This is a genomic window from Corynebacterium capitovis DSM 44611, from assembly GCF_030440535.1.
In the GTDB taxonomy this organism is placed as follows: Bacteria; Actinomycetota; Actinomycetes; order Mycobacteriales; family Mycobacteriaceae; genus Corynebacterium; species Corynebacterium capitovis.
Map to the genome: position 1 here is coordinate 213,781 of NZ_CP047117.1, position 13,533 is coordinate 227,313.

A 13,533-nucleotide genomic window follows, 5' to 3' on the forward strand; every position below is an offset into this window, starting at 1 on the left:
GCAACTCCTCTTAGGCGGACGTCACCAGCGGGAGCTTCACAAACTGGACGTTGGCAAGGCGGTTCAGTGCGGCGTCGACCCCGATAGCTGTTCCGCCGCGGGGCTGGTTCATATGACCGAGAATTATCGCGCCGTCGGGCGCGCCGAGCAGGTTCGTCGTGACCGCGTCTGGGCTCGCGGTGCCTCCGTAGTCGAGGTTGGTAGTGAACCCCGCAATGCGGATCCCGCGGTCTCGGATGATGCGTACGGCGACGTCGTCATAGTGTGCTGTGCCGGCGCGGAACCAGCGGGAAGCGCCCGCGATCTCGGCGATGACCTCGGAGGGACTTGACGTACCTGGAATGCCGTAGGCGGAGCGGCCCGTTACCGACATCGGTGCGTGAGTCGCGCCGTGGCTTTCAATCTGGAAGAGCGGGTCATTGGAAAGCTCGGCTCGAGGGGTCGGGTTCGCTTCCACCCACCGGGAGTTGAAGAAGAGAGTGGCGGGTACGCGGTGACGCCGCAAAACGTTGATGAGCTTCCAGTCGACAGCCGAGCCGTGAGGGCCCCCGCACGCGTCGAAGGTGAGTGCTAGAGTGCGGACTCCAGGACTCGTGGGAACGGTCCTGGTAATTCCTGGGAGATCCATTCCAAACTGAGTTGGCACCATTCCTGTGTAGTGCTCGGGTCCCGGCGGTGGCGGGACAACGGGGGCGGGCGGAAATGCCGCGGCGGGCACTGTTTTTCTGCTCCTACCGTCCACCGCAACGGCACAGGCGGTGCCCAGAGCACCTAGAATCAGCGCTCGGCGCGTAAGGTGCGCCGGCTTGCGCGGGGTATGCACAGGGGGATAGTAACATCGCGCGGTTGATTGTGCCCTTGGCCTGTATCGATAGGGTGGAGTAGGTTAACCCTATGCTTGTGAACACCACAATGGCGGATCTGTCCGACCTGACGTTCCGGACGGCGTTTGTCATTTACATCGTGGCAATGCTCATGTCGTGCCTCTACTACGGGCGGATGTTTAGCGTGGTGGACATGCGCCGCGAGAAAGCGGCGGTGCGTGACCGGGCCCGTGACCAGGACAAGGTGGCCGTGGGGGCTGGGGGCGCTTCGATCGTGGTGGACGAGCCAGAAGGCGTCGACAAGCCGGTGTTCGATGAGCTCGAGTACGACAAGCGCGTAGCAGGTGCGCGGAAGTGGGCGGGGATGACCCAGGCCCTCATTTGGCTCGGGATCCTGCTGCACGTCGCAGCGGTGATCACCCGCGGGCTCGGTGCGCGCCGGTTCCCGCTGGGCAATCTGTACGAGTACATCCTCATGATGACGGCCGTCATTATGGTTGTTGCGGCTGTGACCATCCAGCGCAAGAAGTGGTACTCCCTCTACCCCTGGCTGCTTGCGCCGCTGATTGTGGCGATGTACTTGAACTCGACGGTCTTCCACATGAAGGCGGCCCCCGTGGTGCCGGCGCTGCAGTCGTACTGGCTGCCGGTGCACGTGTCCTCGGTGTCGGTTGGAGCGTCCGTCGGGATCGTGTCCGGGATATTCTCGCTGCTCTACCTGTTGCGCATGTGGCAGCCGCGGGGGGAGGAGCACGGTGTGATCGGCGCGCTGGTGCGGCCGCTGCCCACCGCGAAGACGCTCGATGAGCTGGCCTACAAGACGGCCATTGTGACGCTGCCGCTGTTTGGCATCGGCATCACGCTCGGCGCCGTGTGGGCCGAAGTTGCGTGGGGCCGGTTCTGGGGTTGGGACGCAAAGGAGACGGTGTCCCTCATCACGTGGATCCTCTACGCGGCCTACCTGCACGCCCGCGCCACCGCTGGCTGGAAGAACTCGCGCGCCGCGTGGATCAACGTCTTCGCGCTGGCCATGACCATTTTCAACATGACCTACGTCAACTTCGTCATCGCCAGCTTGCACTCCTACGCGGGGCTGAATTAGATGAAGGTGCTCATCGCCGGCGGGGCCGGCTACATCGGATCCACGATCGCGTCGTGCTGCGAGGACGCGGGCATCACGCCGGTCATCCTCGACGACTATTCCACGGGCCTGCGCGTCTTCGCCGCCCGCTACGCCCACTACGAGGGTGATATCGCGGACGTCGCGCTGCTCACCCGCATCGTTGATGAGCACCCGGACATTGACGCCGTGGTGCATTGCGCCGCGAAGATCGTGGTGCCTGAATCGGTGGAGCAGCCCCTGGCGTACTACGACACCAATGTGGCCAAGGCCGTGGCCCTTATCGACGCCCTCTCGGCCCGCGGGGTGCGCCGCTTCCTGCTCAGCTCGACAGCGGCGATGTATGAGCCAGACCCGGATTTCATGGTCAGCGAGGCCAGCGCGGTCAACCCGGGAAGTCCGTACGCCGCATCGAAGTGGATGCTCGAGCGGGTCTTAGCCGATACCGCCGCCACCGGCCGGATCAGCGCCGTCGCCCTGCGCTACTTCAACCCGATCGGTGCGGACCCGCAGATGCGGACGGGACTTCAGAACCCGGCGCCTAGCCACGCTCTGGGCAAGATGATCACCGCCCACCAACAGCATCAGCCCTTCTTTGTGACGGGCGTGGATTGGCCCACCCGCGACGGATCTGGCCTGCGTGACTACGTCCACGTGTGGGACTTGGCGCGCGCCCACGTGGCGGCCCTCCAGAGGGAGCTCGGGGAGTACGAGGCCATCAACCTCGGCACCGGCACGGGCACGACGGTGCTCGAACTCGCCAGCGCGGTGGGGGAGGCAACAGGTGAGCCACTCGATGTCGTGCCCGCGCCCCGTCGCGAGGGTGACGTGGTGGGTTCTGCCGCACGCGTCGACAAGGCTGCCGAGGTACTGGGGTGGCGGCCGGAGTTCACGCTCGCCCAGGGTGTGCGACACTCCCTGCAGTGGGCGGCCAAGTTACCGGCGGTGCTCCGTGACGAAGCGGCCCTGCGCTAGCTCTCATCCCGGCGTTTGCGTTCTTCCTCTTCCCGAGCGCGCCGCTCTTTGAAGCGCTTCTTTTCGATGTTCCAGAGGAACTCCTCGTCATCGTCTGGGCCCTTGATAGCGGGGGGCTGGTCCGCGCCCCGCGAGCTGCTGCCCGGCCCGAACGCACGCCACATGAGGTAGACCGCCAACACCACCAGCAGCAACAGCAGAATTCTTCCCATACGCCCACGATACTGGTTGGGTCGGACATCAGGGGGGTGAGTAGGCTACCGGGTTGTGTCAACCCCCCAGGATTTCACCCCGGACCCGGCGGCGCGCTCCCGCGCCAACAAGGCGGCCGCGCTCTACGGCCTCTACCGCCTCCTCCTTTTCATTGCGCTCACGGTGGCCATCCAGCTCGTAGCAGTTCTTATCGATGCCCCCGTGCCCCTCATCATGTCCGCGCTCCTCGCCCTAATCCTCGCTTTCCCCCTGTCCATGATGCTGTTTTCCAAGCAGCGTCTGGCGGCCAATGCGGCGCTGGCGGAGTGGAAGCGGCAGCGCGATGCCCGCAAGAACTGGATTCGCGGGGAGCTTTCCGAGCGTTAGCGGAACGCGGCCGCGATGAGGAGCATCGCCGGCATGGAGAGGAACGTGGTGAGCAGTACCGTATCCCGGGCTACCGTTGTCCCAGCCCCGTACGTTGCGGTGTAGTTGTAGACGTTTTGCGCCGTAGGCAGCGTGGCCAAGATCAGCGCCGCGTAAAGGTGGGTGCCCTCCAAACCGAGCGCCGTGGCAACCGCCCACGCGATCAGTGGCATCCCAACGAGCTTGAGCAGGGTCGCGATGAGGGTCGGCACGGGGTCGTCGTGCAGCACGGCGGAGCCGTTCAATGAGGCGCCGAAGCTCATGAGGATGAGGGGGATCGACGCGCCGCCGAGGATTTTCAGCGGGGCGAGGACTGGGTCGGGGATGGCCAGGCCCGACTCCGCGACGAGGGCGCCCGCGATCGCGGCCACTACGACCGGTGCGGTCAGCCCGGACACCATCGACTTAACGACGGCGCGCACGCCCCCGGTGCCGTTCGCATTCAACCCGGCGATCACGATCGGGGAGACAACCGTCATCTGCAGGACAAGCGCGGGCACGACGTAGGTTGCATCTCCGATGACATAGGTTGCGACGGGGAGTCCGATGTTGACCGAGTTGTAGTAACACGAGGCTGCGGCCCCGGCCATGGTGTTTGGCACGTCTCGGCGGAAGAACAGTCTGCTCAGAGTCCAGAACAGGGCCATCGTCGCAAAGGAGGAAGCCCCAATGACCAGCACGACCGGTGAGAAGAAGGCCGAGTTGTCCGACACCGAGACGTTGGAGAAGATCAGCGCCGGCGTCGCGGCGTAGAAGGCGATGCGGTTGAGCTGCAGCCGCGCCTCTCCTGTGCCGATGACACCCGTCCGCGAGAGCACGAACCCCGCACCGATTACCACGAAAATGATGGCGAATGCGGTGACGACGTTGAGCACTCCGACGATGCTACCCGTCACACCCCCAGGGCCAGCGCAGTGATCGCAGCCCACACGAGCATGGCCCGGCCGTTCATCCCGAGCACTGGGATGAGCGCGGCACCCGTGGCGCCACCGAGCACGACGCGTATCGCTGCGATGGCCAGCGGCAACGCCGCCAGGCCGAAGAGGCAGGGGAGCGAGAGCGCACCCAACAGGAGCGAGGCGAGGAACGGCACAATCGTCAGAAGGACGAACAAGCGGCGCGCCCACACCTCGCCGAGCCGGACAGCCACGGTGCGCTTCCCGGCGACGGCATCGGTGGGGATGTCGCGGATGTTGTTGGCCAGGTTGACGGATGCGGAGATGGCCCCGATCGCCACGGCGCACAGTGCGCCAGCCCATGTGATGCGGCCGGCCTGGGTGTACTCGGTGCCCAGCACCGCGACCAGGCCGAAGAAAACGAACACCGCGGCCTCACCAAACCCGGCGTATCCGTAGGGCCGGGACCCGCCCGTGTAGAACCACGCCGCCGCGATGCACACGGCGCCGAGGAGGATGAGCCACCACGTTGAGGAGACCGCGACGAGCGCGACGCCGAACAACCCCGCCACGGCAAAGGCAGCGAACGCGGCGTACTTGACGTGCTGGGGCTTGGCACGCCCCGAGGCGGTGAGACGGACGGGTCCGCGGCGGTCGTCGTCGGTGCCGCGGATGCCGTCGGAGTAGTCGTTGGCGTAGTTGACACCGACGATGAGCGCCCAAGCGACGACCGCTGCTAGGAGGGCGCGACCGAACGAACCCTCCCCAGCGTGAAACGCGGCGCCGGTACCGGCAATGACGGGGGCGAAGGCGTTGGGCCAGGTGTGTGGGCGGGAGGCCATGAACCAGTCGCGAGTGGGTGTCATGGGTTACCATCTTGCCCTTCCAGGTTCACGCAGGCCGCATCGCCCGGCTAAAGTTACCCGGCATGTGGGTCGACTATGCCGCACGTCAGGTGATTACTTATGCGTCCGCGGCCGCGCGGGCGCCGCGCCTGCGTGTCATGGCACGCAACGCGCCGTTTTCCTTCCCCGCGGAGCCGGGTGAAGACAGCACGGTCGTGTCTTTGACCTCCTACGGCAAACGCCTCTCGTCGGCGGTCGTGGCGGTTTCCTCGCTGCTCGTGGGCACCAGGCGGTTACCTGTGCACCTTTGGCTGGACGCAGAGGACTTTGACGGGCCGTGGCCGAAGGGACTGCGTTCGCTCGCTGACCGCGGCCTGCACGTTCACCGCTCCGACGGGCAGTACGGCCCGCACACCAAGTATTATGGCACGTTCCAGCAGTTCGCGGGTACGGCTACCCGAGTCATTACGATTGACGACGACATGATGTACCCGCGCTGGTTCGTCGACAAGCTTCTGAATGCCTCGGATGCGAGCCCCGACTGCGTCACCGCGTACCGCGCACACCAAATCGCCCTCCTGGATGGTGCCATCGCGCCTTATGTGAAGTGGAAGGCCGTCGATACAACCGAACCCTCGCGGCGCAACTTCGCCACCGGGGTGTCTGGGGTGGCTTACCCGGCGTCGATGGTTGACTACGTGGCACAGCAGGGCCTGGCGTTTTCGCAGCACGCCCCGCTTGCCGACGACGTGTGGCTCAACGCCTGCGCCCTGCGTTCCGACCACTTAGTCCGGCAGGTCTTTCCGCACCCGCGGGAGTTTTCCCTGGTTCCGGGCTCGCAAGGTGGCGCGCTTGTGCGCGCCAACCTGCGTGGCGGGGGAAACGACGAGCAGATCGCGCAGACATACACGCGCGCGGACGAGCTCAAACTCTTCGACGGCGCCACGGAGCTCTGATGAGCGCCACCGCGACCGTCGTGGGCGCAGGACCCAATGGGCTAGCTGCTGCGATCCGGCTGGCGCAGCTGGGTTGGCGGGTCCGCGTCTTTGAGCGCAACGACGAGGTGGGTGGGTCGTGCCGCTCCGACTCCTATTTCCCGGGCACGATTAGTGACGTCGGCGCCGCTGCCTTCCCCTTCGGCGCGGCGACTCTGCGCGATCTGGGAGTGGAGTGGGCCCACCCGCCGCGGCCCGTGGCCCACCCGCTCGAGCACTCAACAGGGTTCCTGGACGCGCTCGGCCCTGACCAAGCGACGTGGAACCGCGTGCACGGCCCTGTTGCAGCCCACATCGGCGACCACCTGGACAACATCCTCGGCCCAACGCTGTGGCGCGTGCCCCCGCACCCGCTGGCCTTCGCCCGCTTTGGGGTGCGGGGAGCGCTTCCGGCTGCGACGCTTGGGACCGTCCTCTTCCGGACGGAGGCCGCGAAAGCGCTGCTGGCGGGCAACGCCGTGCACTCGTTCAGTTCGCCGGGCCGGCCGCTGACGGGAGCGTTCGGGGTGTTGTTCGGTGCCCTTGCCGCGTCGGTGGGGTGGCCGGTGGTGCGGGGAGGCAGTCGCGGGATCGTCGACAAGCTTGCTGCCCGCGCCGAGTCTCTTGGGGTGGAGATCCACACAGGTATCGATGTGCGGGAGGTGCCCCGCGACCGCGTCGTCGTATTGAATATGCCTCCCTGGGAGGCGGAACGGCTGGGTGCGCGGGTGCGGCCGTGGCGCGAGGGGCCGGGTGTGTTCAAGGTGGACTGGTTGCTGCGTGAGCCGGTGCCGTGGCGCGACCCGCGCGTCGGGGAGGCGGGGACGGTGCACGTGGGGGGGACCGCGCGGGACATTGTGGCGTCGGAAAGTGAGATTGCGCGGGGGAGGATGCCGGACGCCCCGTTCGTCATGGTGGGCCAGCAGTACGTCGCCGACCCATCGCGGGGTCGGGTGTTGTGGACCTACGCCCACGTCCCGCGGGGTTTTGACGGGGATGCCAGCGAGCACATCGCGCGCCAAATCGAGCGCTTCGCGCCCGGCTTTCGCGACGTCGTCGAGGCGCGGCATGTTACGGGATATATTCGCGACATCGCGGCGGGCGACATGAACCTGCGGCAGCTGCTGTTCCGGCACCCGCGGTCGCTAGGTGGCGGCGTGTACTTGGCAAGTGGCGCGACCGCGCCGGGCGCGGGGGTCCATGGGATGGCGGGGGTGTGGGCCGCGCAAGAGGCTACCCGAACAATGCTCTGACCGCGGCACGGTCGACTTTGCCGGGGCCGAGGAGAGGCAGCGCCGGGACCGGCTTGAGCTCCTTCGGCACCTGCCAGCGGGGCAGGTCATCAAAGGCTTCCATCAGAACGGGCACGGGTGCTGAACCCGTGTAGGCGGCGCAGATGCGCTGGCCCAGCCGCTCGTCGGGGACACCGACGACGCACGCGGCGATCACGCCCTCGATGCCGAGCATGAACGTCTCCAGTACCTCTGGGTGGAGCTTGAGGCCGCCGGAGTCGATGATGTTGTCGAGGCGCCCGGTGACGGTGAGGGTGCCGTCGTGAAGAACGCCCGCGTCTGAGGTGGCAAACCAGCCGGGCTCGGCGAACGCCTCATGGCTGGGAACATTACGGTAGCCGAGGGCGACCATCGGCCCTCCGAGGTGGATGCGGCCGCCGCTGATGCGCACCCGTGCGCCCGCGATAGGGCGGCCGTTGTAGACACACCCGCCCGCGGTTTCCGACGAGCCGTACGTGGTGACTACGCGAATCCGCAACCTGCGCGCCGACTCGAGTAGGCGCGGGTTCGTCGCCGCGCCCCCAACGAGGACGGCAGAGTACTGGCGCAGAGCGACTATCCCTTCTAACGTCGACGTGGCCTTGGCCAGCTGCATGGGGGTCAGCGAGGTGTAACACCGCTCGCCGGTGCGCGAGATGGCGCGGGTTTTCGCGGCGAACTCCGAGACGTGGAATCCCTGGGAGAGGTCAAGGAACTCCGGTTCGACTCCAGCGACCATGCTGCGAACCAACACCTGGATGCCCGCGATGAATGCAGCGGGCATGGCAAGGACCCACTGACCGGGGCCGCCCAATGCCTGGTGAGTAGCGTCCGCACTGGAGATCAGGTTAGAAGTGGTGAGCTGCGCTCCCTTCGGCGTACCCGTCGAACCGGAGGTGGAGACGACCAGCGCGATGTCGCTGTCGATGGGTTCGCCGACGCGCTGGGTGGTGCGCAGCAGGTGGGCGCGGGTGGGGTCGTCCTTCGGCACAGGAAGAAGTGCGCGCTGCCCCGAGAGGGCTTCCTCGAGGTCAGCCATGATCGCCAGCGGGTCGCGGGGGTCAACGGGAAGAACTTCGAGGTGATTCGTCACGGGGGAATATGGTAGTCGGGGCGCTCCGCCAATTTACGTGGCGGTTCGAATGAATGAGCAGCAGCTTGAGGCGTGGGTCGCTGAAGCAGAAGCGGGTTATGATGTCGACGAGTTGAAGAAGCGTGGGCGTGGCAGGCCAGGCCGGGGGCCGGGCCTTTACAACTCATTGCAGTGCGTCTCACCCAAGACGAAGTTGAGGCGTTGGATGAATTAGCGCGCGACAGACATGTTTCGCGGTCGGAGTTAATGCGTCAGGCAATTGCCGCGTTTACCGCAGCATGAGAGTGGCCAAGTCCGCTACGAAACACGTCATTAATGAGGCGGACGCGATCCACGCTGCGTCCTGGTCATTGTGGGCCGAACCGCTAGATGACGGTGAGGGAGCCCCCGAGCAATGGCGGGAACTTCGCCTTGGGTTCGATCTCATGCCCGGCTAGTAATAGTACGGAAACGCCTCCCAGTTCGGGGCGCGCTTCTCTAGGAAGGAGTCCCGTCCCTCCACAGCTTCGTCTGTCATGTACGCCAGGCGGGTCGCTTCGCCCGCGAACACCTGCTGGCCAACCAGGCCGTCGTCGGCAAGATTGAAAGCGAACTTGAGCATGCGCTGCGCGGTGGGGGACTTGCCGTTTATCTCGCGGGCCGCGGCGATTGCTTCCTCCTCGAGCTGCGCGTGGTCGGCGACGATGTTGACCGCGCCCATGCGCTGCATCTCCTCGGCCGAATACGTCCTGCCGAGGAAGAAAATCTCGCGGGCGAACTTCTGGCCGACCATCTTGGCCAGGTAGGCGGAGCCGTAGCCGGCGTCGAAGGATCCGACGTCGGCGTCGGTCTGCTTGAAGCGCGCCTCCTGGCGAGAGGCGATGGTCAGGTCGCACACCACGTGCAGGGAGTGCCCGCCGCCGGCGGCCCAGCCGTTCACCACCGCGATGACCACCTTCGGCATGGTGCGGATCAGGCGCTGCACCTCGAGGATGTGCAGGCGACCGCCTTCGGCCTTGACGCGGGCCTGGTCGACCTCGCCGGAATCCGTGGCGTACTGGTAGCCGGAGCGGCCGCGGATGCGCTGGTCGCCGCCGGAGCAGAAGGCCCAGCCGCCGTCCTTCGGGCTCGGCCCGTTGCCGGTGAGCAGCACTGTTCCGACGGTGGGGTCGCGGCGGGCGTCGTCAAGCGCGCGGTAGAGCTCGTCGACCGTGTGGGGGCGGAACGCGTTGCGCACCTCGGGCCTGTCGAAGGCGATGCGGACGATGCCGTTGGCGCGCCCGCTCCCGTTGTGGCGGTGGTAGGTGATGTCGCTGAAGTCGAAGCCCCCGACCTCGTCCCACTGCGCGAGGTCGAAGGGCTGCTCGGTGGAGTAGGTCATGCGGTTCATCCTACGTGTCGCCAATTTCACAACAGATGTGTGGAGAAAATCGAAGTTAGGTATTACTCACCTCAGACGCGGGGGTTTATCGTGTCTCCCATGAGTTTCCTCAGACCCTCCCGAACGGCCAGCGGCTCGCTTATCGAGGTCCCCGTCGGCGTGTAGAGGGTGCGGACGATACCTTCCATCATTCTCACCCGTGCGTAATTCACTCATTTCTTATCTACTTTAGTGCCGACTTTTAAATTCGGGTTTCGCCCGCGAGATGCGGGTTCTAGCCTCTTGGCTGGAGAACCTAAGCCGAGTGGTCGATTCTTCGGTGAGGGAGCTCGCAGTCCTAGTTTGGGGACATTCCTAATTCAATGCGTGACTATTGGTTTCGCGTCGACACACGGAGTGGTCCATGAAGAAATTGCTCGCACGTCTCAGTGTTTCGGTGATCCTTTCCGGCGGAGTTGTGGCGGAAAAGGCGAATGCTGAAGACGTCACCGACTCTGATCAATTTGTAACCGTGAACAACAACAGTGACGCTGCGCGTAGCGTTGCTCCATCCGCAAAGAGCATTACAATTCGGAATGCCTCGAGAGGTGGGATCGGCGAGAAGACCGATACTCCTTCGGGGATGCAACTCGAGTGGAGTATTGCGTCGCCCGTAGAGGAACATCAAAAGTCGTTCAGGGTTGAGGCGGATGGCCAGGTTGACCTGCATGTCGACCGGAATAGTGGCGCTCTATTGGTCCGAGTTGACGGATCTGATGTGGCGCTCATTGATGCTCCGTGGGCGCGCGACGCTGCCGAAAAGGCGCTCCCCACCACTACGAAGTCGCTGGCGATACGTTCACCCAAGTTGTCGAGGTGAATCAACCTGATGTGGCCGAACCACAACTACCCTGGGCTTCATGATCCCCACCCTCGACAGCATCCTCGAGCGCGCCCACGTGGTCGCCCTGCCTATGGCCGTCACCTTTCGCGGGGTTGACACCCGTGAGGCCCTGCTCATCGACGGTCCCGCCGGCTGGGGGGAGTTCTCGCCGTTCGTGGAATACGGTCCGGGGGAGTCGGCCAGCTGGCTCGCCGCCGGGATCGAGGCCGCGTTCACCGGCCTGCCCGAGGCGCGCGGCTGGGTCGAGGTCAACGGCACAGTGCCCGCGGTGCCCGCCTCCCGGGTCCCCGAGGTGCTCGAACGCTACCCGGGGGTGGGCACCTTCAAGGTCAAGGTGGCGGAGAAGGGCCAGTCGCTTGACGACGACATCGCCCGCGTCACCGCCGTGCGCCGCGCGCGCCCGGATGCGACCGTGCGTGTGGACGCGAACCGCGGCTGGTCCGTCGATGAGGCGGTGCAAGCAGCCGCCGCGCTGGGGGAGCTGGAGTACATCGAGCAGCCCTGCGCCACGGTGGAGGAGCTCGCGGAGGTGCGCCGGCGGGTCGCCACTCCCATCGCGGCGGACGAGGCCATCCGGCGCGCCGCCGACCCGTACCGCGTGGTGGAGGTGGGCGCGGCGGATGTGGGCGTCGTGAAGCCGGCCCCTTTGGGAGGGGTGCGCAGGCTGGTCTCGATCGGGGAGGAGCTGGGGCTGTCGCTGACGGTGGCCAGCGCCCTCGACACCGCCGTGGGCATCGACGCGGGGTTGGTTGCAGCGAAGCTGACAGGTTCGCGGGCCGCGGGGTTGGCCACACAGCGGTTGTTCGTCGAGGACGTCGCCGCCCGGCGCGAGCTTCGCGGGGGTCGCCTCGAGATCACCCGCACCACCCCCGACCCGGAGCGGCTCCACGGGCTGCGCGCCCCCGGGCCACGTCGCGACTGGTGGTTCCAGCGGGTCCGAGACTGTCTACCACTCCTGGAGGTGCACCCAAATGGGGGCCTCAATGTCTGATTCGGACGCGAGGGCGGTTAGGTTTTGCGGGAAACGAAGAAGTTTTTCCTCTTAAAATTGAAGGGTGTTCCTTGTCTACTCCGGTAACACACGACTCATCCCGGCTGTCGGAGGGTGACCTCGCCACGCCACCCGCTCCCGGCGAATGGCGCCGCCAGCTCATCGGACTCACCGCGGGGATCCTCCTCGCCGCCCTCACCTTCGTCGTCTTCCCCTCCTCGGCCGCAGACACCGTCGCGCAGTCTTCCGGGGCGGACCCGGGGGCGTCGTATAGCGGCGCTGCCATGCGAATTGTCGCGGCGACCACGGTCCTCATGGCGGTGTGGTGGATGACGGAGGCGATCCCCCTAGCTGCCACCGCGCTGCTACCCATCGCGATTTTCCCCCTTGCGGGCGTGGCGAAGTTCAGCGCCATCGCTGCCCCCTATGCGTCCTCAACGATTTTCCTATTCATGGGCGGGTTCCTCATGGCACTGGGCCTGCAGCGGTGGAACCTCCACCGCCGGCTCGCGCTTGTCGTCGTGTCTTTGGTGGGAACGAGTCCGCGCCGCATCATCTTGGGTTTCATGATCGCCACGGGGTTTATGTCCATGTGGGTTTCCAACACTGCCACCGCCGTTGTCATGCTGCCCATCGGCGTCTCCGTCCTCACCCTCACCGCTGAAACGGTGGGCGGCATGCAGAACCAGAAGAACTTCGCCACCGCTCTCATGCTCGCGATCGCCTACGCGGCCTCGATCGGTTCCTTGGGAACGCTCATTGGTACCCCGCCGAACGCGCTGCTCGCCGGGTATATGCGTGAGGCCCACGGCATCAACATCGGCTTTGGGCAGTGGATGCTCGTGGGCATGCCCGTAGCTATCGTGTTCACCTTCGTCGCGTGGTTCGTGCTCATCACCATTTTCAAACCTGAGGTCGACCAGATCCCCGGCGGAAAAGAACTTATCCGTGGCGAGATCCGCAATCTCGGGCCCTGGACTTTCCCCCAAATTGCTGTCGGCATCATCTTCCTGGTCGCGGCCTTGGCCTGGGTGTTTGTCCCTCTCGGGATCGATTACTTCGATTGGACAATTCCTTACGACGACGCCGTGGTGGGCATTATTGCAGGCCTACTCATGTTCATCGTCCCGGTGCGGAAGAACGGGACCCGAATCCTGGACTGGGGGACTGCAAACGGTTTGCCCTGGGATGTCCTGCTGCTCTTTGGCGGAGGGTTGTCGTTGTCTGCGATGTTCACTCAGACCGGTCTTTCGCTATGGATCGGCGAGGCCGCGAAGGGGCTCGCGGGGCTTCCCGTGTTCTTGCTCATCCTCGCTGTTGCCGCGCTAGTTCTAGGGCTGACCGAGCTGACCTCCAACACGGCTACCGCCGCGACCTTCCTGCCGATCATGGGCGGCGTGGCCGTCGGTATTGGGCTCACCTCCTCTACCGAGATGAATGTGCTTTTGCTCGCGATTCCCGTCGCCCTGTCCGCCACCTGCGCCTTCATGCTCCCGGTGGCCACCCCGCCCAACGCAATCGCGTATTCCTCCGGCCACGTCACAATGGGTCAGATGATTAAGGGCGGCATCTGGCTCAACCTCATTGCCTTGGTGCTGATCTCTCTAGCCACCTTCTTCCTCGCCGTACCGGTGTTCGGGCTGGTGTTCTAGGGGCCCTGTAGTTTCAGGTCGCGTTGTGGCC

General features: G+C 65.4%; 16 protein-coding genes. 9 read left to right on the top strand and 7 right to left on the bottom strand.

The genetic code is table 11. The features are described from left to right. Window positions 1–10: 10 nt before the first annotated feature. Window positions 11–649, bottom strand: coding sequence for a polysaccharide deacetylase family protein (locus CAPI_RS01085; RefSeq protein WP_156806869.1), 639 nt, complete (start codon window positions 647–649; stop codon window positions 11–13). A 245-nt stretch (window positions 650–894) separates the two neighbouring features. On the opposite strand from CAPI_RS01085, the gene ccsB reads away from it, so the two are divergent. Beyond that, the gene (gene ccsB / locus CAPI_RS01090; RefSeq protein ID WP_018017426.1) at window positions 895–1,926 is read left to right on the top strand and encodes a c-type cytochrome biogenesis protein CcsB; all 1,032 of its coding nucleotides are present in this window, start codon (window positions 895–897) and stop codon (window positions 1,924–1,926) included. Next, complete coding sequence (gene galE / locus CAPI_RS01095) at window positions 1,927–2,919, top strand: UDP-glucose 4-epimerase GalE (RefSeq protein WP_018017427.1); 993 nt, start codon at window positions 1,927–1,929, stop codon at window positions 2,917–2,919. Here galE and CAPI_RS01100 read toward each other — a convergent pair. Then, entirely contained in the window at window positions 2,916–3,131 is a 216-nt protein-coding gene (locus tag CAPI_RS01100; RefSeq protein ID WP_018017428.1) for a hypothetical protein, read from the bottom strand. The genes galE and CAPI_RS01100 overlap by 4 nt on opposite strands. Window positions 3,132–3,186: 55 nt before the next feature. On the opposite strand from CAPI_RS01100, the gene CAPI_RS01105 reads away from it, so the two are divergent. Then, the gene (locus CAPI_RS01105) at window positions 3,187–3,498 is read left to right on the top strand and encodes a DUF4229 domain-containing protein (protein ID WP_018017429.1); all 312 of its coding nucleotides are present in this window, start codon (window positions 3,187–3,189) and stop codon (window positions 3,496–3,498) included. Here CAPI_RS01105 and CAPI_RS01110 read toward each other — a convergent pair. Further along, complete coding sequence (locus CAPI_RS01110) at window positions 3,495–4,412, bottom strand: AEC family transporter (protein WP_018017430.1); 918 nt, start codon at window positions 4,410–4,412, stop codon at window positions 3,495–3,497. The two genes, CAPI_RS01105 and CAPI_RS01110, sit on opposite strands and share 4 nt — an antisense overlap. Before the next feature lie 17 nt (window positions 4,413–4,429). Next, the gene (locus CAPI_RS01115) at window positions 4,430–5,299 is read right to left on the bottom strand and encodes a 1,4-dihydroxy-2-naphthoate polyprenyltransferase (RefSeq protein ID WP_018017431.1); all 870 of its coding nucleotides are present in this window, start codon (window positions 5,297–5,299) and stop codon (window positions 4,430–4,432) included. Window positions 5,300–5,361: 62 nt separating this feature from the next. Here CAPI_RS01115 and CAPI_RS01120 point away from each other — a divergent pair, with 62 nt between their 5' ends. Both CAPI_RS01120 and CAPI_RS01125 read left to right on the top strand, forming a co-directional pair. Next, window positions 5,362–6,234, top strand: a complete 873-nt coding sequence (locus tag CAPI_RS01120; protein ID WP_018017432.1) for a hypothetical protein — start codon at window positions 5,362–5,364, stop codon at window positions 6,232–6,234. Next, complete coding sequence (locus CAPI_RS01125) at window positions 6,234–7,505, top strand: phytoene desaturase family protein (protein WP_018017433.1); 1,272 nt, start codon at window positions 6,234–6,236, stop codon at window positions 7,503–7,505. The genes CAPI_RS01120 and CAPI_RS01125 overlap by 1 nt, the downstream gene beginning before the upstream one ends. On the opposite strand, the gene menE is transcribed toward CAPI_RS01125, so the two are convergent. After that, entirely contained in the window at window positions 7,486–8,616 is a 1,131-nt protein-coding gene (menE, locus tag CAPI_RS01130) for an o-succinylbenzoate--CoA ligase (protein ID WP_018017434.1), read from the bottom strand. The genes CAPI_RS01125 and menE overlap by 20 nt on opposite strands. Before the next feature lie 171 nt (window positions 8,617–8,787). On the opposite strand from menE, the gene CAPI_RS09605 reads away from it, so the two are divergent. Then, window positions 8,788–8,898 (top strand): ribbon-helix-helix domain-containing protein, encoded by a 111-nt coding sequence (locus tag CAPI_RS09605; protein ID WP_342662603.1) that lies wholly within the window; start codon window positions 8,788–8,790, stop codon window positions 8,896–8,898. Between the two features lie 151 nt (window positions 8,899–9,049). Here the strand turns inward: CAPI_RS09605 and CAPI_RS01140 are convergent, their stop codons facing one another. Both CAPI_RS01140 and CAPI_RS01145 read right to left on the bottom strand, forming a co-directional pair. Continuing rightward, on the bottom strand, window positions 9,050–9,976 hold the full coding sequence (locus CAPI_RS01140) for a 1,4-dihydroxy-2-naphthoyl-CoA synthase (RefSeq protein WP_018017435.1): 927 nt from the start codon (window positions 9,974–9,976) through the stop codon (window positions 9,050–9,052). A 71-nt stretch (window positions 9,977–10,047) separates the two neighbouring features. Next, window positions 10,048–10,188, bottom strand: a complete 141-nt coding sequence (locus CAPI_RS01145) for a hypothetical protein (RefSeq protein ID WP_156806831.1) — start codon at window positions 10,186–10,188, stop codon at window positions 10,048–10,050. 191 nt (window positions 10,189–10,379) lie between these two features. Between CAPI_RS01145 and CAPI_RS01150 the strand changes: the two genes are divergently transcribed. From CAPI_RS01150 to CAPI_RS01160, 3 genes are all read left to right on the top strand, one after another. Beyond that, complete coding sequence (locus CAPI_RS01150) at window positions 10,380–10,835, top strand: hypothetical protein (RefSeq protein WP_018017437.1); 456 nt, start codon at window positions 10,380–10,382, stop codon at window positions 10,833–10,835. A gap of 40 nt (window positions 10,836–10,875) precedes the next feature. After that, window positions 10,876–11,850: an o-succinylbenzoate synthase gene (locus tag CAPI_RS01155; protein ID WP_018017438.1), complete on the top strand. Its 975-nt coding sequence runs from the start codon at window positions 10,876–10,878 to the stop codon at window positions 11,848–11,850. Between the two features lie 71 nt (window positions 11,851–11,921). Continuing rightward, window positions 11,922–13,502 carry an SLC13 family permease gene (locus CAPI_RS01160; RefSeq protein ID WP_018017439.1) on the top strand — a complete coding sequence of 527 codons (1,581 nt, stop codon included), beginning with the start codon at window positions 11,922–11,924 and terminating at the stop codon, window positions 13,500–13,502. Window positions 13,503–13,533 lie beyond the last annotated feature (31 nt).